We start from the raw sequence: 19,065 nt of genomic DNA, 5'->3' as shown, positions 1-19,065 counted from the left end.
AGACATATTGATATGATGGAATTGAATTTTGGTGTCACCGATAGAATAATACATCATCTGATGCTAAGTGCATGTTTTACTTCGGATATTGGTCTTTTCCACGGTCGGATGGGAATTGCGTTGGCAATGTCCGAGTATTCCGGGGATAAAGAAAATGAGATATGTTTTGATGTAGCATCCTGTCTTCTGGATAATATCATGGAAAATGTACATAAAAATTTGGTCTGCTCATTTGATACCGGACTTCCGGGTATTGGATAAGGAGCAACTTGGGGATTATGTAAATACATTCCCATGGAATAAGAATTCATAAATATGCACCTTTAATATTCTCACCAGTTCGATGTTCTTTTTGTACGTTTTTTGGTTGCTATTAAGGCTGATATGGCGAAGCGCTTTTTCATACAAATTAATTAAAACCCTATATATTGCAAATGTAGCATAAATATTGAAAATAGAACCCTCTTTCTTGAATATAGATATGAGGATTTTAACAATCTAACCATTTTATTGTATTTCAGATAGAAAAAGTTAGAAAATATGAGTCTTGTTCTGAAAATAATCCTATATTTTTGGGGCAGGTGCTAAACATTATTTATAAACCTGATAAAACAGAAAAGAGATGAAAATAAAGTATCACACGTTAAGTCGCTTTCAATCAATGCCAAAAGAAGAATTAGCCTCAATCATGGGAGGTGATAAGGAGGAAGACAAGATTGTATACATTGACGGGAAACCTTACCGGATTATAATCAGGAAGAACGGAACCACAGAGCTTGTGCCTGTAGAAATGTAGTTCTTCCGGGATTTTTTATCCTGTTTTTTTATTGCAACCAGATGCTCGTTGATTTTCTTTAGCAGTGGTGTCCTTTATGTTTGACTGTCATGCTGTTGTTATGGGGTATATTTATCACCGGACTGGGATTTAACTATTTTCAAATTTTCCCGATTAATTTTCTGGAACTATTGATTACGGGCAGTATATACCTGATCTCCATTCTTACTATCGATATGCTTGTTCCGATGATATCCAGAAGCCGGAATACGGATAACATCCGGTATGAGATAAACAGTATAAAGGCAGATGAGGATGTGTTTAAAGCATTGCTAAAAAAGCAACCGCATTATGAAGTGTCCAAAGATACTTCTCGGATTTTATTGGGAAATCCCAACTCCAATCTATTGATAACAGTCTTTTCCAATCCTCATTGTAATCCCTGCTCCCGGATGCATGAAAGAATCAATAAGTTATTGGAACAGAATAGGAATATCTGTGTACAATATATCTTCTCCTCTTTCAATGAAGAACTGGAAGTATCCAATAAATACCTTATCGGCGCCTATTTCCAGAAGAACGGAGAGAGTAAGATGGTTTATGACGAATGGTTTGAGAAAGGAAAGTTCAACAAAGAAGAATTTTTCAGGTTACATCCTGTCAGCATAGATATGGAGGAAGTGATCAGGGAATTTGATTCTCACAAACAATGGAAAGAAAAATCCGGATTGAGAGCTACACCTACGATATTGGGGGATGGTTATAAACTTCCGGATAACTCTAAAATTGAAGATATCCGGTATTTTACAGGTGACGGAATTTGATAGTGGTATAAAAACTGGTATCTTTGGGCGCAGCAGTCAAGGAAATCAGTATTAACCTGTTGCACTTCTAAAACATATAATAATATGAAGAAGTTAAACAAAATCAAACTGCAAAACGCAGTAGTATTAGAAAACAGTGAAATGAAAGCTATCTATGGCGGTAGCGGTGGTGGTGGTGGTAGTGGTAGTGGTAGTGGTAGTGGTGGAAGTGGTAATGTTTGCCTGATCCCGATAATTCATTTACAGAAATGATCAATTTAATTTCGGAGGATGACAATCCAATTGTGGTGATTGCAGAATAAATATTTTATCGTACTTCTAACTGCTTTGTGCAAACCTTTATTTTGATTTTGCTGATAATAGGAAATCCCCATTCCTTAAAAGAAATAAAACTTTTGTATATTTGCGTTTTACTCATTACTCTAATCAGTAAAAATATATGAAACGACTTGAGACATTTGTGATCCTGCTGGTGATCTTTGCTGCAGTTCTTCCTGCACAGGAGGTCATAGAAGAGAAGGAGAACCGTTACACGTTCCTGCTTACCGGTGCATCCTTTGCATCACCCAATAACGGGTGGTTTGAGTTGGGTTGCGGATTGATCGGTGCTATTCCAGTAAACCGTGCCGTGGGAGGTGAGGCGATTGCCGATGCAGCTAACCGGATGGCGGAGGGAACACTCTATTCGAGGGAGGAACTGGAGGAGATAGATGCATTGGTGATCATGCAGGTGCACGATCGGGATGTGTTCGGCTCATCCCCGTTGAAGGAGGAGTACACCGATTATATGATCCCTTTCGACCGGAATAACTATGCGGCGGCATTTGATTATGTGATCAAGCGCTATCTTACCGAGTGTTATAACCTGAAATTCGACGAGAATTCAAAATACTATAACACCCTCATGGGAAAGCCTGCGGTAATAGTACTCTGCACCGACTGGCATGACGGCCGGGTGACCTATAATACTTCCGTACGGAAACTGGCGGAGAAATGGGGATTTCCCGTGGTGGAATTCGACAAGTATATCGGGTTCTCTAAAAATAGCGTGCATCCCGTCACCAAACAACAGACCAGCCTGGTCTTTACAGGCGATAATCATCAACAGATTGCCGGCGAGAAATTCGGGTGGCATCCCGAAGGCGGGCAGGATAAATATATCCAGCGACGTATGGGAGCCATCTTTGCCGACACAATGAGGAAAATCTTCCCATAAAGGCTGACCATCGGCTAACAGAGATAATAATCCGTAATTAGTAATTGGTAATTAATTTGTAATTTTACTTTATGCGAATAAAAGAGATTATTCAGGCAATTGAACAGTTGGCGCCGCTACAGTTACAGGAAAGCTATGACAATAGCGGGTTACAGGTGGGCGATGTGAACCGGGAAGTGACAGGAATACTGTTGTGTATCGATGTGACCGAAGATGTGATCGATGAGGCCGTCTCCTTGGGTTGTAACCTGATCATCTCGCATCATCCCCTCGCATTCCGGCCTTTCAAGTCGCTTACCGGCAAGAATTACATAGAGCGGTGCATGATACAGGCTATCAGGCAGGATATAGCACTTTATGCCGTACATACCAACCTCGACAATGCACGGGGAGGCGTCAACTACAAACTGGCGCAGATGCTGGAGTTGCAAAGCGTGAAGATTCTGCAGCCGCTGCAGAATGCACTGCTGAAATTCGTGACTACCGTACCGCTGCAACATGCCGAGAGTGTAAGGAACGCCCTGTTCAATGCCGGGGCCGGTCATATCGGGAATTACGACAATTGCAGCTATAACCTTTCGGGAGAAGGTACGTTCAGGGCAAAAGAGGGTGCCAATCCCCATGTCGGTGAAATCGACCAACTCCATTTTGAACCCGAGGTGCGGATAGAGACCGTAATTCCTGTCATGAAGAAGGAAGAGGTCCTTCGGGCACTATTGGCGGTACATCCCTATGAAGAGCCGGTATTTGATTTTTATCCTATCGTCAACGACTGGCCGCAACATGGTAGCGGCATTGTGGGTGTGTTGCCCGAACCGATGCCGGAGCAGGAATTCCTATACCTGCTCAAAGATATTTTTAATCTGCCTGCCATTCAACATTCAAAAATGCAGGGACGGGATATTCGCGACGTGGCCGTCTGCGGAGGGGCCGGCGCCTTCCTGATCCCCCGGGCCATTGCCTACGGTGCAGATGCTTTTATCACCGGCGAAGCGAAATACAACGACTTTTACGATGTGGAAGGACGCATACTCCTCACCGTGGTAGGTCATTATGAGTCGGAGATCTGTACAAAAGAGATTTTTTTCGATCTTATCTCGAGAAAATTTCCTACCTTTGTAATTCATAAATCGGCGTTCGACTCGAACCCGGTGAAATATCTGTAAAAAGAGCGGTTCGACTTGTTCCCGCTTTTACGGAAGAATGTGGTAATAAAACGATTATATTTCGTTTGTTGCTGCATTTTTTGTTAATGACAAACATTCATATTTATCAATAAACATCCATTTTTATTATGGCAACAAGAAAAAAAAGTACAGAACAGGAAGTTTCAGTGGAAGATAAGCTGAAATCACTCTACAAATTACAGTCCTATTTATCCGAAATCGACCGGATTAAAACCCTACGTGGTGAACTTCCTCTTGAGGTGGCCGACCTTGACGATGAGATCGCCGGCCTGGGTACACGTATGAACAACTTTGAACTGGAGTTGAAGCAATTGGATGAGAATACAAAATTGCAGAAAGGAAAAATAGAAACTAGTAAGGCGAAGATTGAAAAGTACAACAAACAACTTGACAATGTCCGAAATAGTAAGGAATATGACCATCTCTCCAAGGAGATTGAGTTCGAAACACTGGAAATTGAACTCTCCGAGAAGCATATCCGCGAATATGCGCAGGAGTCGACCTCTATCAAGGAACAGATTGAAACTGCCAATATATTGCTGAAAGAAAAGACGTCGGACCTGGAGCATAAGAAACAGGAACTGGACGATATCGTATCGGAAACCAAGGCACAGGAAGAAAAGATCCGCGAAAAAGCAAAGAAGACCGAGGCGACTATTGAACCCCGCCTACTGACCGCTTTCAAGAGGATCCGCAAGAATGCTCGCAACGGTCTGGGTGTTGTACCTATCCAGCGTGGTGCCTGCGGTGGCTGTTTTAACAAGATACCACCTCAGAAACAGATGGATATCAAGTTAGGCAAGAAGATCATCGTGTGCGAATATTGCGGACGCATCATGATCGACCCGGAAATGGCCGGTGCTTGATAAAAGCGAAAAGGAAGAGCAGTTTCCCTTTCTTTTTTCGAAAAAAAAATGTATCTTTGCGAAAAAGGGAGGGATTCTCCTTTTCAAAATTGAACACAGCTTATTGCTAACCTGTTTATTTATAGCTATTTAATCGGGAGGATTATAAGCGAGGTTATTTATATAATACGATATGGCTAATCGAATAAAAATTAAGAAAGGCTTGCAAATTCCACTACTCGGCCGGGCTGAAGAGACCCTAAGAGGCAGAGTATCGAGTGAATATGTGAGGGTGTATCCGGAGGATTTTCACGGTATTACTCCAAAATTAGCCGTTAAAGTAGATGATGCTGTAAAAGCAGGTACTCCCCTGTTTTTTGATAAAAATCACCCCGGGATGTTCTTTGCATCTCCTGTAAGCGGTACGGTGACAGCCATCGAGCGTGGGGAGAAACGGCGTATCCTCTATGTTGAAGTAAAAGCCGATACCACTATCCAATACGAAGATTTCGGAAAAAAAGAGGTGGCTCCACTCTCCGGTGAGGAGGTGAAGAAGTCGATCCTCAATGCGGGTATCTGGTTCCTGATCAGACAGCGCCCCTACGATGTGGTGGCCTTGCCGGAAAAAGAACCACGTGATATTTTTGTAACTGCCTTCGATACGGCGCCGCTGGCACCTTCTGCAGACTTCATACTGAACGGCCTTGAAGCGGATCTGCAGACCGGGCTGGATGCACTGGCAAAGATGACTACCGGAAAAGTCTATCTCTCGGTCGATACCAAAACGACCAATAAAGTGCTTCGTGAAGCGAAGAATGTGATCCTCACCGAATTCGAAGGACCGCATCCTGCGGGCAACGTAGGGGTGCAGATCAATCAGATAAAACCGGTGAACAGGGGCGAGACCGTGTGGACACTCTATGCCCCGGACGTGGCGCTGATCGGGCGTCTCTTTAACCGGGGGATTGTCGACCTTACCCGTACGGTGGCGCTCACCGGATCGGAAGTGAAGCAGACCGGCTATTACCGTATGCTGGTCGGCACACAATTGAATTCGATTTTCAAGGGAAACGTGACAGAAGGAATCTCCCTCCGGTATATCAGCGGGAACCCCCTTACGGGCCGGAAGATAGATGCTGACGGCGTACTTCGTGCGTATGATACACAGCTTACCGTCATCCCGGAAGGTGATGATGTGCATGAAGCTTTCGGTTGGGCATCCCTTTCGCCCAAACGTTACAGTGCGGGATGCACTTATCCCTCCCACAAAAGGAAATACCGTCTCGATGCCCGTCTGTTGGGAGGCCCAAGGGCCATCATCGTATCCAATGAATACGATAAGGTATTTCCTATGGATATTTACCCCGAGCAACTTATCAAATCCATTATCGCCTTCAATATCGATAAGATGGAGCAACTGGGCATATACGAAGTGGCGCCGGAGGATTTCGCACTCTGCGAATTTGTGGATACCTCCAAGCTGGAGTTGCAGCGTATCGTGCGTGCGGGACTTGATCTGTTGCGTAAGGAGATGGAGTGAACAATGTTCACAGGAATGAATATATAATTCTAAATATTAGAACTTTGAAAGCGTTAAGAAAGTTTCTTGATAAGATAAGACCCAATTTCGAGGAAGGCGGGAAGCTGCACTGGCTCTACTCAACTTACGATGCGTTTGAGACGTTCCTCTTCGTGCCGGGCACCACGTCGAAATCGGGCGTGCATATCCATGATGCCCGTGATTCCAAGCGTACGATGAGTATTGTAATCCTCGCTTTGATCCCGGCATTGCTGGTAGGTATGTATAACGTGGGATTACAGCATTATCTGGCGGTTGGACAAGAGGTGACATTCCTTGCCAAGTTCTTCTACGGGCTTTTGGCTACCTTGCCCCAGATCGTCGTCTCTTACGTGGTGGGACTCGGTATTGAGTTCGCTATTGCACAGGTGAAGAAGGAGGAGGTGGCCGAAGGATTCCTTGTCACTGGTATACTTATCCCGATGATTGTCCCGGTGGATACCCCCTTGTGGATGATCGCCGTCGCGACGGCTTTTGCAGTGGTGTTTGCCAAGGAGGTGTTCGGTGGTACCGGATATAATATTTTCAATGTAGCTTTAATCACGCGGGCTTTCCTTTTCTTTTCCTATCCCTCAAAGATGTCGGGCGACCAGGTATGGGTACGCATTGCCGACAGTTTCGGAATGGGGAAAGGAACGGTAGTGGACGGTTATTCGGGAGCTACCCCCTTGGGGCAGGTCGCTACTACCGATGCGGGCAGTTTTACTGATTTTGCCTTTCATGGGATTACCGGTCAACCCCTCTCTGTCAGTGATATGTTTTTCGGATTCATCCCCGGATCCATCGGCGAAGTATCAACTCTCGCCATCTTATTGGGTGTCGTCATCCTGATTGCCACCGGTGTGGGAAGCTGGAAAACCATGCTGTCAGTCTTTATCGGAGGAGTTGTAGCCGTATTGCTGGTCAACCTGTTCGCGCAAAATGCCATCATGGAGATGCCGATGCATTATCATTTCTTGTTGGGGGGATTCGCTTTTGGAGCGGTATTCATGGCTACTGATCCGGTCACGTCGGCAAGAACTGAAAAAGGAAAATGGATCTACGGTTTCTTTATCGGGCTGATCGCGATAGCCATCCGTGTGTTCAATCCGGGATATCCGGAAGGAATGATGCTGGCTATCCTGTTCATGAATGCGTTTGCGCCCCTGATAGATTTCTATGTGATCGATGCCAACATTAAGCGTCGTATGAAACGTGCAACAGCAACTAAATAGGTTATTCGCTTCGCGTTATTCGATAGTTATTCGCTTCGCTGTTATTTCCCGCTTTGCGGGATAAGTGCAACCGAACAACATCTGAACAACATCTGAAAATCAATTGAATAACAACTGAATAACAATTGAAACTCAATTGAATAACAACTGAACAATTATGAATAGAGAAAGTAGTGGATATACGATTATATATGCATCCGTAATGGTGATATTGGTAGCGCTTGGGTTGGCCTTCACTCATCTGGTGTTGAGAGACAGGCAGATTGCTAACGTGAATACCGATAAGATGCAGCAGATATTACGTTCTCTTCAATTGGACGTAACTGCTGCCGAGGCTCAGGCAAAATATACCGAGTTGATTAAGAACGCCTATCTTATCAATGATGAAGGTGTAAAGGTGGAAGGTACCGAAGGTATCACTCCCGATGATCCGGCCTTTTCGACCGAGTTGGGTGATGCTACCGCCAAAGGATTACCGGTGTATGAGGCGGAAATAGAGGGCTCCCTCAAATATATTATTCCGATGAGTGGCACCGGACTTTGGGGACCCATATGGGGATACTTGGCCATTGAACCGGACGGAAGTACCATCTATGGTGCCGATATGGGCCATTCGGGGGAGACACCGGGGTTGGGTGCCGAAATAGAACATGCTGAATTCACAAACCAGTTTCCGGGTAAGAACCTTTTCAGAGGTGCTGAATTCACTTCAGTAGCTGTGATGAAACCAGGAAAATCCAATAGCCACAGGGATTATGTGGATGGGATATCAGGAGGGACCATCACCAGTAGGGGGGTGGACAATATGTTGCTGCACAGTGTGGGTAGATATAAGAACTTTTTAATGAATTTACATATTGCCAATCAATAATGTTGGTATTGTGTCGTAGATGAAAAAAAATAGTGAAAGAATATGGCATTATCCAATAAGACAAAAGCAGTTCTATTAGGGCCGCTCAATAAAAATAATCCTGTTATCGTACAGGTGCTGGGTATCTGTTCCGCACTGGCGGTAACATCCAAACTCGAACCATCCATTGTGATGGCTGTCGCGGTGACGGTGGTGGTTGCTTTTGCCAACGTGATCATATCGCTGTTACGCAAAACCATTCCCAACCGCATTCGTATGATTGTGCAACTGGTGGTGGCCGCTGCGCTGGTGACTATCGTGAGTGAAGTGTTGCAGGCTTTTGCCTATGATGTGAATAAACAACTCTCGGTGTTTGTAGGCCTGATCCTGACCAATTGTATCCTGATGGGACGTCTCGAAGCATTTGCTTTGGGTAACGGTCCCTGGCCCTCTTTCCTCGATGGTATCGGCAACGGATTAGGCTATGGATGGATACTGATAGTAGTGGGATTTTTCCGCGAACTACTCGGCTCCGGGACGTTACTTGGATACCAGGTAGTGCCCCAGGCTCTTTATGATGCCGGTTATGAAAATAACGGTTTGATGATGCTTGCCCCCATGGCGATATTGCTGGTGGCTTGTATTATCTGGATACAGAGGGTCAAAAATAAGGATTTACAGGAGGAAACGAATTAATTAACTGTGTAACTGTTGAATTGTTTAACTGGGAAAGGTAAAACCTATGACTCTGCGATTTAACGATTCAACAATTTAACAAAAATAAAATGGATGCAATTAGTTTGATAGTACGATCAATATTTGTCGACAACATGATTTTCGCATACTTCCTGGGGATGTGTTCCTATCTGGCAGTGTCGAAAGATGTGAAGACGGCAATGGGGCTGGGTATTGCGGTCACCTTTGTGCTTGTTGTCACGGTGCCTGTCAACTATCTGATAGAAAATTATATATTGAAACAGGGAGCCTTGAGTTGGTTGGGCGACGAGTTTGCCGATATCGATCTGAGCGTCTTCAGTCTTCTTATCTTTATTGCTGTGATTGCATCGATTACCCAGTTGGTTGAGATGGTGATCGAGCGTTTCAGTCCTACTCTTCACCACTCGTTGGGTATATTCCTTCCTTTGATTGCGGTGAACTGCGCTATTTTCGCAGGATCGCTGTTTATGCAACAACGCGAATTTGCCAATATCGGAATGGCTACTGCGTATGCCTTCGGTTCTGGAATCGGCTGGTTGCTGGCTATCGTGGGACTGGCGGCCATCAGGGAAAAACTGGAATACTCCCATGTTCCCAAACCTTTGAAAGGATTGGGTATTACTTTTATTATCACCGCATTGATGGCTATCGGTTTTATGAGTTTTTCGGGTATTGACATCTAATAGAGAACAGACAATTACAAATTATTTATAAATATGGGTGTATTATTGAGCGCAGGGTTGACGATATGGACGAGTGTCATTGTATTCCTGGTGATCATTTTGGTGCTTGTGGTGATTATTCTGGTCGCTAAGGCAAAGCTGATGCCTTCGGGTGATGTGAAAATTACCGTGAACAATGAAAAAGAGTTGAGCGTGCCAAAAGGAGGAACCTTGCTGAATACATTGCAGTCTCAAAATATATTCCTCTCGTCAGCCTGTGGAGGCGGAGGTACCTGTGCCCAATGCCGTTGCCGCGTGCTTGAAGGTGGCGGCGATATACTACCCACCGAAAAAGGCCACTTCAGTCGTAAGGAGCAGTTGAACGACTGGCGTCTGAGTTGTCAGGTGAAAGTAAAGGAGGATATGTCGATCATCGTACCGGAAGAGGTATTCGGTATCAGGGAATGTGAATGTGAAGTAGTCTCCAATCACAACGTGGCTTCGTTCATCAAGGAGTTCGTGGTGAAACTGCCCGAAGGCGAGAAACTCGACTTCAAGCCCGGATCATATATCCAGATCAGGGTGCCACAATACGACCAGATCAAATACTCCGATTTTATTATCGATGATGAGTATAAGGGTGAATGGGATAAGAATAAGATGTGGGGATTGGTGGCTAAGAACGAAGAAGATACCGTACGTGCTTATTCTATGGCCAACTATCCTGCCGAAGGGAATATCATCACTCTGAACGTGCGTGTGGCAACGCCTCCGTTCGACAGGGCCAAAGGTGAATGGATGCATGTAAATCCGGGTATCGTATCATCTTATATCTTCAACCTGAAACCGGGTGACAAGGTGATGATGTCGGGGCCCTATGGTGATTTCCACCCTATCCTCGACAGCAAGCGTGAAATGCTCTGGGTGGGTGGTGGTGCCGGTATGGCTCCCCTCCGTTCACAAATCATGCACATGACCAGGACGCTGAAGACCACCGATCGGAAGATGTCTTATTTCTACGGTGCAAGGGCATTGATCGAAGCGTTCTATCTGGAAGATTTTTACGAACTCGAAAGGGAATTCCCCAACTTCTCGTTCCATCTGGCACTCGACCGCCCTGATCCGACAGCCGATGCCGCCGGCGTGAAATACACCCCCGGATTTGTGCATCAGGTTATATATGACACTTATCTGAAAGATCACGATGCACCCGAAGATATCGAGTACTACATGTGCGGCCCCGGTCCCATGGCAAATGCCGTACAGCGAATGCTCGACAGCCTGGGCGTCCCGCCGGAAATGATTATGTTCGACGACTTTGGATAGACACAAACTTTTTAGAGACTATTATATATTCGACGGCATTTTCTACAAAAAGGGGATGCCGTTTCCTTTTTCATCTTTTGTCACTGACGCCATGCAATCTCTCTCTGAATAGAATTTCAAAGAGTCAGTACAGAATTTAAACAGAATCTTAACAAATTATTACTTGTTCCATTATTATCTTTTCTCTTTCTTTGTAAATTGTGAAGGTGAATAGTTATTGATATTCAGTATCCTAAAAAAATAAGATATAAATAAGTCAGAAAATTTGATCGGGACGATAGATTTCTATATCCTTGCAACGAGATATAATGAAAGTCTTTTTTGATGGAAGAATCTATAATTAATGATTTAAATTTTCACAAAATGAGAAAGAAAGTTTTATCCGGGCTATTTGCCCTTTCACTTTTGGCAACCACAGGTTACGGAGTGAGTGTAAACATGAAGAGTAATGCAAGTCTATCAGATTTGGTATTGGCTAATGTGGAAGCTTTGGCGAGAAATGAAAATGGAGACAATAAAGGAACCCTTTATGGCAATGAAGCAGGTGATAAGTTTTGTTGTTGTCCAGGAAGTAGAGATTGTGCTGCATCCCCTTGTCCTTCATCTATATGTGATTAGAGTTCCTATGTAGAGTATATTCTAATATCTTTCCCATGTCAATATTTGTAGCTTGGTTTATAGGTATTAGAATATATTCTCTTTATTAGTAAATCGTTATAAATTATGAATAAAAGAGTTTTTTTTTCATTTTGTATTCTAATCAGTTTATGTGTCACCTATTCTTGTTCTAAAAAAGAGAGTGAAGCTTTGGAGTACCAGTTGATCGATATTGAATTGGAAAACAATCCAATTTATCTTTCCTCATTGTTGAATGGTATTAAGCCAATATTATTTGAAACAAATGAGTCCTCTCTCGTAGGTGAAGCTCCTAATTTAATTTTTACAAAAGAAAGTATCTTTATCAAGAGCAACAGTACAATAATACAATTTGATTCAGAAGGAAAATATATAAATACTATCAACAAGAGAGGAAATGGGGCCGGAGAATACACAGCCATCTCCGATTTCTTTATCAATGAGGAATTAAATAGGGTTGAGATATTGGATAAGAGGCAAAAAAAAGTGCTCTATTACAATTATAATGGTGAATATATACACGATCAACAGATAGGTGTCTGGGCAATAAAAATTTTCCGGGATTCTGAAAATAGACTATATATATATAGTGGATATGAAAGAGATGAGGATAATATTTTTCAGTTCAACGTCTATGAGGGTGAGCAAAATCATTCATTTTCAGAGATAGACAGGGGGAAGAGTGAGTTTCTTCAGATCTCAAATCGTCTAAATTTTTTTAAATCAGCAAGGGATAAGATTCTCTTTTTTGAACCTTTTAATGATACAATTTATGCATTGGAAAGAGATCGATTAATACCAAAGTTCGTTTTATCGTATAATGGACAAAATATACCTCAATCATTTTACGCAAAAAATAAATTCTCAAATGTATTTGATTTTTTTCAAGAATTAAAAAAACATAATTATGTGAATTCTACCTACAATGTAATTGAAACAGGTAATAAACTCCTGTTTTATTGTATGAAAGAATCAAAAAGGTATCTGGTTGTGTATGATAAAATAAAGAAGAAAGCATTTTCATTCGATAGGATTATCGATGATGTGTTCTCGAACGGAGTAGAATTACCTTTTCAGGATGGAGAGTTTATTCTCTTTGCCCAGGATAATAGAGTGTTATTTCTTATTCACCCATCATGGTTCATAAATAACAGTGAGCGGATTATTGTCGAAGACTTCAAAGTGATACTAAATAAACTAAATGAGGAGGATAATCCTGTGGGGTTATTTGGTTATGTTGACTAATACTTGTACTAATGTTAGTCCAATTTATAAAGCCTCCTTCTTTCAGGGGAGGATAGTTGAATTTTACTAAGAGGATGTCGTTTTTTGTTAATATATAACATTAAGTACGGAGAGAGAAATATTGTCTTCGATATCCAGCATGGCATTGATAAGGTAGATCCGATCGTATTCACGGAGAGAATCACGGTGGATAGCTTTCTCCATGATAAAACCTTCGCGAAGTAGCTTTTGCCGTTTGGTGCCGTTTAATAGCGGGTTCTCGGGTGTGAAAAATTGTTCTCCACGGCTAAGTACGACATTACTATAAGAGGTATCTGTAATAAAGCCATTGCGGGTGATAAGGATTTCGTCACAGGTGCCTTTCTGTAGGAGCAAATCATTCAAAGAACTCCTGTCTGCCAGTTTAAAAGAATAATCCAATGATGCCTCTACCAGTTTCAATGAAGTGATCAATTTAGGTATATATCTTTCAAATGAAATCTCCCGGATTGATTCGTGATAGACGATCCTGCATTTTACTTTAGAGCCCTGCCGCTGACCTGTAACCCCTCGTATCCCGTCTTTAATATTCTGTAACCCGCCTGTATCTCGTAGTTCCTCTGCCGAAATCTGTAGTTCAGTTGCAAGTAGAGATAGCAGATCGGGCAACCCCGGTGCTTTGAACCCGAAATGGGAGGCAGTCCGTTGCATCCGTTCCTGATGGCCTTCTCTGTTTTGAATTTCTCCTTGTAGTATACAAATGGTTTCTAAAAACATATCCTGAAATTTAAAAGGGTAGATATACTTTCCGGATCGCTTCCTCATACTCTTTTTGGGCGTTACTGTTCGCGGTAATACCTCCACCGCTGCGGAAAAAGAGTTTTGAGCCTTGCTGCTCAATAAACCGGATCAATACAAATGATTCCAATTTTTCGCCATCGAAATAACCGCCTACACCGGTATAAAAGTCGCGAGGTTCCTTTTCCGCTTCTCTGATAATCTGTAGGGTGGCCTTCTTGGGGGCACCCGATACCGATCCGGCCGGCAATAATTCGAAGAAGAGGGTTCCCAGATGATTGAGATATCCTTCCGCCAAAGTTCCCTCGATCTCGGAACTTATCTGTAATATCGGTCCCCTGTTTGTTTTCAGTTCATCGATATACCGGAAACGGTTCACCTGTACCGACGTGGCGATCCGGCTCAGATCGTTGCGAAGCAGATCTACGATCGTATTATGTTCCGCTGTTTCTTTAGGATCGTTGAGGATAATATCCCGGGCATGGGGTAAACGCGCGTCAATAGTTCCTTTCATCGGGAAAGTAAAAATTTTTCCCCGCTCTACCCGCACGAAACATTCCGGGGAAAAACAAATCCATTGACCGGGAATGCAAAGTTTATAGGCTGCCTTGCTGAAACGAAAGATCTCTTCGAGGGAAAGCGAACTCTCCAGGGGAGTTTTTATCGTGAGGTTGGTGAGATAGGAATCGCCCCTTTTCAATCCATCCATTACTATATTAAAGCGCTGGAGGTAGATGATGAATTCTTCCGGATAGGCTTCGAATAAATAAGTAGCAGGCACGACAGGGGAATGGATCGTTCTGTTTTCCTGTTGCTGATATATATTGGATACATCTTTGATATTGAACAGGACTTCCTGTTGAGCCATCGGATCGTTCACAAAAAAACCTTTCCGCATCTCAAAATCCACCGCGAACAGAAAAGGTTTTTTCGCCTTCCCCGCTTCGTTCATTTTTTCCTTTATTCTCCCACTACTGAAAAACATGTTGCAAATATAATACAAGCCAAACGGTAAGCCAAACTTGTTTGAGATTACAAAAACCGCATCTTATATTGTCGAAGTATGAACAATTCGCTCTTGATAGATGTTTTGTGTGTGGCAAGGAAATAGAGATAATAAACTGATTTTTGGTCTTATTTGAGTTGAGGGGATGTTTTAAATCGAAAATTATTTACGTGAATAATAATCAAATCGAAGATTTTTCGAAGAAAATTGTGAAAATATTTTGTTAGTATGAATTTTTGCGCTTACTTTGCAGCCGTTAAACAAAGAAAATTTCAATTTGTCGTATGTATCATCAGGTCGATATTCTAGTCATTTCTATTCTACTTCTGGAAAAATTCGGAGGGTGAGACTGGCATATCTGTGATTTACATTAGGTAAAAAATATAGGAATAACCTTTCTCACCAAGTGGGAAAGGTTATTCTTTTTTATAAAGCTAACAAAAACGTGAGTAATGATGGAACGTATTTATGTATTTGATACAACATTAAGAGATGGCGAACAGGTTCCCGGTTGTCAGTTGAATACCATTGAAAAGATCCAGGTGGCACAAACTCTTGAGTTGTTGGGAGTAGATGTAATAGAAGCCGGTTTTCCCGTATCGAGCCCGGGCGACTTTAATTCGGTAGTAGAGATTTCAAAAGCGGTCACATGGCCGACTATCTGTGCGCTAACCCGTGCGGTGGAGAAAGATATCGAAGTAGCTGCGGAAGCCTTGAAGTATGCCAAGCGGAAACGGATCCATACCGGTATCGGTACGTCCGACTCGCATATTAAATACAAATTCAATTCTAATCGTGAAGAGATTATCGAGCGAGCGATAAAAGCAGTGAAGTGTGCCCGCCGTTTCGTGGACGATGTGGAATTCTACGCTGAAGATGCGGGACGTACCGACAACGAATATCTTGCCCGTGTGGTACAGGCGGTAGTCAATGCGGGAGCTACCGTAGTGAATATACCTGATACGACCGGTTATTGCTTCCCCGATGAATACGGAGCGAAAATCAAGTATCTGATTGATAATGTGGATCTGAAGGATGCCATCCTCTCCACCCACTGTCATCAGGATCTGGGAATGGCCACCGCCAACACCATTTCGGGTGTGCTTAACGGTGCCCGTCAGATAGAGGTTACCGTAAACGGTATCGGCGAACGGGCCGGAAATACATCGCTCGAAGAGGTGGTGATGGCATTGAAAAGCCATAAGGACCGCGGATTCGACACCAATATTAATACGCAGCATATCTATTCCGCCAGCCGGATGGTATCGAGCCTGATGAATATGCCGGTACAACCCAATAAGGCGATTGTAGGACGGAATGCTTTTGCCCACTCTTCAGGAATCCATCAGGATGGAGTCCTCAAGAATGTGGAAACATACGAGATCATCAACCCTAAAGATGTGGGAATCGATGACAATGCTATTGTGTTGACTGCCCGTAGCGGACGGGCTGCATTGAAAAACCGACTGTCGATCCTTGGCGTGAAGCTTGAAAACGAAGAACTGGATGACGTATATCAGAAGTTCCTCGAGATGGCCGACAGGAAAAAAAGTGTGAATGATGATGATATTCTGATGCTGGTAGGCAAAGATGGACGCCTGAACAGGATCAAAGTGGAATACTTGCAGGTATTGTGCGGTATCGGTGTGCAGGATATGGCCAGCATTGTCCTGAATATTGCCGGTGAACGTTTCGAGGCCACAGCAAGCGGTAACGGTCCTGTGGATGCCGCCATCCGGGCTGTGAAAAATATCATAAAAAGGAAGATGAGGATCAAGGAATTCCTTATCCAGGCCATCGATCATGGAAGTGATGACATAGGAAAAGTGCACATGCAGGTGGAACATAATAATATAGTATATTACGGCTTTTCCGCGAACACTGATATTGTGGCCGCTTCCGTGGAAGCGTTTATTGATGCGGTGAATAAATTTGTTGAATAAAGTGGGAAAGTGAGGAGGTGAGAAAGTGGGAAGGTAATGTACCCATGTGTGATCATCTCCAAATCAGTAAATCAGTAAATTAACAAATCAATTATATATGAAGACTCTTTTTGATAAGATATGGGATGCACATGTGGTGGCGACCGTGAAAGATGGTCCCACCCAGTTGTACATCGACAGACATTTGTGTCACGAAGTAACCAGCCCTCAGGCTTTTGCCGGTATCCGCGCGCGCGGGTTGAGTGTTTACCGTCCTCAACAGACTACGCTGACGGCCGACCATAATATCCCCACGATGTGGCAAGATAGGCCTATTCGTGATACTGTTTCCCGTTTTCAGGTGGAAACGCTGGCGGGAAATGCCAAGGCCTTCGGCTTGACATACTACGGATTGAATAACCCCAAGAACGGGATCGTACATGTGATAGGGCCGGAAAACGGTTATACACAACCCGGAATGACTATCGTTTGCGGAGACAGCCATACCTCTACCCATGGCGCGTTCGGAGCTATCGCATTCGGTATCGGTACCAGCGAAGTGGAAATGGTGCTGGCGTCGCAATGTATCCTGCAGACACGCCCCAAAACTATGCGGATCAATTTTGAAGGACGTTTGGGCAAGAATGTAAGTGCTAAAGATATGGCACTCTATATGATCTCGCAGTTGACTACCGGAGGCGCTACCGGTTACTTCGTGGAATATGCCGGAGAAGCGGTACGCAACCTCACTATGGAAGAGCGGATGACGCTCTGTAACCTGAGTATCGAGATGGGTGCCCGGGGGGGATTGGTTGCTCCTGATGAGACTACTTTCAACTACATCGAGGGGCGCGAATTCGCTCCCAAAGGGGAAAAATGGGGAAAAGCCGTGGCTTATTGGCAGACCCTCAGGAGTGATGAAGGTGCTACCTTCGATAAGGAGATCACTTTTGATGTGGCAAAGATCCGTCCGATGATCACCTATGGTACCAACCCCGGTATGGGAATGCCAATTGATGGAACTATCCCCCGGTTGGACGAGATAGATGAAGCCGGAAAAATATCGTTCGAGAAATCGTTGAATTATATGGGATTTTCTCCCGGTGAAAAGTTAGAAGGAAAACAGATTGATTATGTCTTCCTGGGAAGTTGTACCAATGGCCGTATCGAGGATTTCCGCGTATTTACCAACTATGTGAAGGGTAAAAAGAAAGCCGACAATGTAACGGCCTGGCTCGTACCCGGCAGCTGGCAGGTACGTAAACAGATTGAAGCGGAAGGATTGGATAAGATATTGGAAGAGGCTGGTTTTCAACTTCGTCAACCGGGTTGTTCAGCCTGTTTGGCTATGAACGATGATAAAGTGCCGGCAGGTAAATATGCCGTCTCTACCTCCAACCGGAATTTTGAAGGACGACAGGGCCCGGGTGCAAGAACTATCCTGGCAGGACCACTGGTGGCAGCCGCTGCAGCAGTGAACGGGAGGATAACGGAACCCTAACTAATGTGTCAATTTACTAATATGCCAATGTGCCAATTAGATTAATGCGATAATTTATTAATGTGCCAATTAAAAATAAAATGGAAAAGTTTCAAACAATAACATCAACATATGTGCCACTTCCGATAGAGAATGTGGATACCGACCAGATTATTCCTGCCCGCTTTTTGAAGGCGACTACTCGGGATGGGTTCGGTAACAATCTCTTCGCCGACTGGCGTTACGATAAAGAAGGAAATCCTAAATCAGATTTCGTACTGAATAATCCTGTTTATTCGGGTGAAGTGCTGGTAGCCGGAAAAAATTTCGGTAGTGGAAGTAGTCGCGAACATGCTGCATGGGCAATTGGAGGTTATGGGTTTAAAGTGGTGGTATCGAGTTTCTTCGCCGATATCTTCCGCAATAACGCGCTGAACAACGGTATCCTGCCGGTAGTGGTGAGTGAAAAATTCCTGAGCGAACTCTTTGCCTCGGTAAATCGAAATCCGCAGGTAACGGTGACGGTAAACCTGGAGGAGCAGACTATTTCAAATAACGAAACCGGTGCGGTCGAATCTTTCGAGATCAATTCTTACAAGAAAGAGTGTCTACTCAAAGGATTGGATGATATCGACTTCCTGCTCTCCAACAGGGATAAGATTGAGGAATATGAAAGAAATCGTACCTTCGCGTACGAGTAGTGATTCAATTGTAATTCGATAGTTATTCAGTTGTTATTCGGTTGTAATTATCCCGCAAAGCGGGAAATAACATGAGCGGAGCGAATGAATAACAGTGAAGCGA

General features: G+C 43.7%; 19 protein-coding genes and 1 pseudogene. 18 read left to right on the top strand and 2 right to left on the bottom strand.

Translation table 11 applies throughout. The features are described 5' to 3' along the window. From VB073_RS12105 to VB073_RS12040, 15 genes and pseudogenes are all read left to right on the top strand, one after another. Window positions 1-261: pseudogene (locus VB073_RS12105) on the top strand (hypothetical protein); the annotation flags it as partial. 361 nt (window positions 262-622) lie between these two features. Continuing rightward, window positions 623-796 carry a hypothetical protein gene (locus tag VB073_RS12100; protein ID WP_323404440.1) on the top strand — a complete coding sequence of 58 codons (174 nt, stop codon included), beginning with the start codon at window positions 623-625 and terminating at the stop codon, window positions 794-796. An 89-nt stretch (window positions 797-885) separates the two neighbouring features. Continuing rightward, a complete protein-coding gene (locus tag VB073_RS12095; RefSeq protein ID WP_323404439.1) occupies window positions 886-1,599 on the top strand; it encodes a DsbA family protein in 714 nt (237 codons plus the stop codon). An 84-nt stretch (window positions 1,600-1,683) separates the two neighbouring features. Beyond that, window positions 1,684-1,851 carry a TIGR04149 family rSAM-modified RiPP gene (locus VB073_RS17485; protein ID WP_416349539.1) on the top strand — a complete coding sequence of 56 codons (168 nt, stop codon included), beginning with the start codon at window positions 1,684-1,686 and terminating at the stop codon, window positions 1,849-1,851. Window positions 1,852-2,038: 187 nt separating this feature from the next. Continuing rightward, window positions 2,039-2,815, top strand: a complete 777-nt coding sequence (locus VB073_RS12090; RefSeq protein ID WP_323404438.1) for a DUF5040 domain-containing protein — start codon at window positions 2,039-2,041, stop codon at window positions 2,813-2,815. 71 nt (window positions 2,816-2,886) lie between these two features. Continuing rightward, complete coding sequence (locus VB073_RS12085) at window positions 2,887-3,981, top strand: Nif3-like dinuclear metal center hexameric protein (protein WP_323404437.1); 1,095 nt, start codon at window positions 2,887-2,889, stop codon at window positions 3,979-3,981. Window positions 3,982-4,109: 128 nt separating this feature from the next. After that, complete coding sequence (locus VB073_RS12080) at window positions 4,110-4,868, top strand: zinc ribbon domain-containing protein (RefSeq protein WP_323404436.1); 759 nt, start codon at window positions 4,110-4,112, stop codon at window positions 4,866-4,868. A gap of 172 nt (window positions 4,869-5,040) precedes the next feature. Then, a complete protein-coding gene (locus VB073_RS12075; RefSeq protein WP_323404435.1) occupies window positions 5,041-6,387 on the top strand; it encodes a Na(+)-translocating NADH-quinone reductase subunit A in 1,347 nt (448 codons plus the stop codon). Window positions 6,388-6,431: 44 nt separating this feature from the next. Continuing rightward, complete coding sequence (locus VB073_RS12070; RefSeq protein ID WP_323404434.1) at window positions 6,432-7,640, top strand: NADH:ubiquinone reductase (Na(+)-transporting) subunit B; 1,209 nt, start codon at window positions 6,432-6,434, stop codon at window positions 7,638-7,640. Between the two features lie 157 nt (window positions 7,641-7,797). Continuing rightward, window positions 7,798-8,511: an NADH:ubiquinone reductase (Na(+)-transporting) subunit C gene (gene nqrC, locus VB073_RS12065; RefSeq protein ID WP_323404433.1), complete on the top strand. Its 714-nt coding sequence runs from the start codon at window positions 7,798-7,800 to the stop codon at window positions 8,509-8,511. Between the two features lie 42 nt (window positions 8,512-8,553). Further along, window positions 8,554-9,186 carry an NADH:ubiquinone reductase (Na(+)-transporting) subunit D gene (locus VB073_RS12060; RefSeq protein WP_323404432.1) on the top strand — a complete coding sequence of 211 codons (633 nt, stop codon included), beginning with the start codon at window positions 8,554-8,556 and terminating at the stop codon, window positions 9,184-9,186. Between the two features lie 89 nt (window positions 9,187-9,275). Beyond that, window positions 9,276-9,890: an NADH:ubiquinone reductase (Na(+)-transporting) subunit E gene (gene nqrE, locus VB073_RS12055; RefSeq protein ID WP_323404431.1), complete on the top strand. Its 615-nt coding sequence runs from the start codon at window positions 9,276-9,278 to the stop codon at window positions 9,888-9,890. Between the two features lie 33 nt (window positions 9,891-9,923). Further along, on the top strand, window positions 9,924-11,195 hold the full coding sequence (gene nqrF, locus VB073_RS12050) for an NADH:ubiquinone reductase (Na(+)-transporting) subunit F (protein WP_323404430.1): 1,272 nt from the start codon (window positions 9,924-9,926) through the stop codon (window positions 11,193-11,195). Window positions 11,196-11,519: 324 nt separating this feature from the next. After that, the gene (locus VB073_RS12045; RefSeq protein WP_323404429.1) at window positions 11,520-11,813 is read left to right on the top strand and encodes an NVEALA domain-containing protein; all 294 of its coding nucleotides are present in this window, start codon (window positions 11,520-11,522) and stop codon (window positions 11,811-11,813) included. 105 nt (window positions 11,814-11,918) lie between these two features. Further along, window positions 11,919-13,076 carry a 6-bladed beta-propeller gene (locus VB073_RS12040; protein ID WP_323404428.1) on the top strand — a complete coding sequence of 386 codons (1,158 nt, stop codon included), beginning with the start codon at window positions 11,919-11,921 and terminating at the stop codon, window positions 13,074-13,076. An 87-nt stretch (window positions 13,077-13,163) separates the two neighbouring features. On the opposite strand, the gene VB073_RS12035 is transcribed toward VB073_RS12040, so the two are convergent. Together VB073_RS12035 and VB073_RS12030 are read right to left on the bottom strand one after the other, a co-directional pair. Continuing rightward, a complete protein-coding gene (locus VB073_RS12035; protein WP_323404427.1) occupies window positions 13,164-13,880 on the bottom strand; it encodes an aminotransferase class IV in 717 nt (238 codons plus the stop codon). Further along, window positions 13,843-14,805: an aminodeoxychorismate synthase component I gene (locus tag VB073_RS12030; protein ID WP_323404426.1), complete on the bottom strand. Its 963-nt coding sequence runs from the start codon at window positions 14,803-14,805 to the stop codon at window positions 13,843-13,845. Before VB073_RS12030 ends, VB073_RS12035 begins: the two co-directional genes overlap by 38 nt. Before the next feature lie 509 nt (window positions 14,806-15,314). On the opposite strand from VB073_RS12030, the gene VB073_RS12025 reads away from it, so the two are divergent. From VB073_RS12025 to leuD, 3 genes are all read left to right on the top strand, one after another. Continuing rightward, the gene (locus VB073_RS12025; RefSeq protein ID WP_416349541.1) at window positions 15,315-16,802 is read left to right on the top strand and encodes a 2-isopropylmalate synthase; all 1,488 of its coding nucleotides are present in this window, start codon (window positions 15,315-15,317) and stop codon (window positions 16,800-16,802) included. A 97-nt stretch (window positions 16,803-16,899) separates the two neighbouring features. Further along, on the top strand, window positions 16,900-18,282 hold the full coding sequence (leuC, locus tag VB073_RS12020; RefSeq protein WP_323404424.1) for a 3-isopropylmalate dehydratase large subunit: 1,383 nt from the start codon (window positions 16,900-16,902) through the stop codon (window positions 18,280-18,282). 80 nt (window positions 18,283-18,362) lie between these two features. Continuing rightward, window positions 18,363-18,962, top strand: coding sequence for a 3-isopropylmalate dehydratase small subunit (leuD, locus tag VB073_RS12015; RefSeq protein ID WP_323404423.1), 600 nt, complete (start codon window positions 18,363-18,365; stop codon window positions 18,960-18,962). Window positions 18,963-19,065: the final 103 nt, after the last annotated feature.

Source organism: Proteiniphilum sp. (assembly GCF_034927365.1).
Lineage (GTDB): Bacteria > Bacteroidota > Bacteroidia > Bacteroidales > Dysgonomonadaceae > Proteiniphilum.
The sequence above is the reverse complement of the archived record's forward strand: the minus strand, read 5'-3'. Positions and strand labels throughout refer to the sequence as shown.

Excerpts from the sequence above, each read along its gene's own strand:
- VB073_RS12035 (WP_323404427.1), bottom strand. The coding sequence starts at position 13,880 with ATGAGGAAGCGATCCGGAAAGTATATCTACCCTTTTAAATTTCAGGAT.
- VB073_RS12090 (WP_323404438.1), top strand. The coding sequence starts at position 2,039 with ATGAAACGACTTGAGACATTTGTGATCCTGCTGGTGATCTTTGCTGCA.
- VB073_RS12030 (WP_323404426.1), bottom strand. The coding sequence starts at position 14,805 with ATGAACGAAGCGGGGAAGGCGAAAAAACCTTTTCTGTTCGCGGTGGAT.
- leuC (WP_323404424.1), top strand. The coding sequence starts at position 16,900 with ATGAAGACTCTTTTTGATAAGATATGGGATGCACATGTGGTGGCGACC.
- VB073_RS12095 (WP_323404439.1), top strand. The coding sequence starts at position 886 with ATGCTGTTGTTATGGGGTATATTTATCACCGGACTGGGATTTAACTAT.
- VB073_RS12085 (WP_323404437.1), top strand. The coding sequence starts at position 2,887 with ATGCGAATAAAAGAGATTATTCAGGCAATTGAACAGTTGGCGCCGCTA.
- VB073_RS12040 (WP_323404428.1), top strand. The coding sequence starts at position 11,919 with ATGAATAAAAGAGTTTTTTTTTCATTTTGTATTCTAATCAGTTTATGT.
- VB073_RS12100 (WP_323404440.1), top strand. The coding sequence starts at position 623 with ATGAAAATAAAGTATCACACGTTAAGTCGCTTTCAATCAATGCCAAAA.
- nqrC (WP_323404433.1), top strand. The coding sequence starts at position 7,798 with ATGAATAGAGAAAGTAGTGGATATACGATTATATATGCATCCGTAATG.
- nqrF (WP_323404430.1), top strand. The coding sequence starts at position 9,924 with ATGGGTGTATTATTGAGCGCAGGGTTGACGATATGGACGAGTGTCATT.
- nqrE (WP_323404431.1), top strand. The coding sequence starts at position 9,276 with ATGGATGCAATTAGTTTGATAGTACGATCAATATTTGTCGACAACATG.
- leuD (WP_323404423.1), top strand. The coding sequence starts at position 18,363 with ATGGAAAAGTTTCAAACAATAACATCAACATATGTGCCACTTCCGATA.
- VB073_RS12025 (WP_416349541.1), top strand. The coding sequence starts at position 15,315 with ATGGAACGTATTTATGTATTTGATACAACATTAAGAGATGGCGAACAG.
- VB073_RS12075 (WP_323404435.1), top strand. The coding sequence starts at position 5,041 with ATGGCTAATCGAATAAAAATTAAGAAAGGCTTGCAAATTCCACTACTC.
- VB073_RS12080 (WP_323404436.1), top strand. The coding sequence starts at position 4,110 with ATGGCAACAAGAAAAAAAAGTACAGAACAGGAAGTTTCAGTGGAAGAT.
- VB073_RS17485 (WP_416349539.1), top strand. The coding sequence starts at position 1,684 with ATGAAGAAGTTAAACAAAATCAAACTGCAAAACGCAGTAGTATTAGAA.
- VB073_RS12060 (WP_323404432.1), top strand. The coding sequence starts at position 8,554 with ATGGCATTATCCAATAAGACAAAAGCAGTTCTATTAGGGCCGCTCAAT.
- VB073_RS12045 (WP_323404429.1), top strand. The coding sequence starts at position 11,520 with ATGGAAGAATCTATAATTAATGATTTAAATTTTCACAAAATGAGAAAG.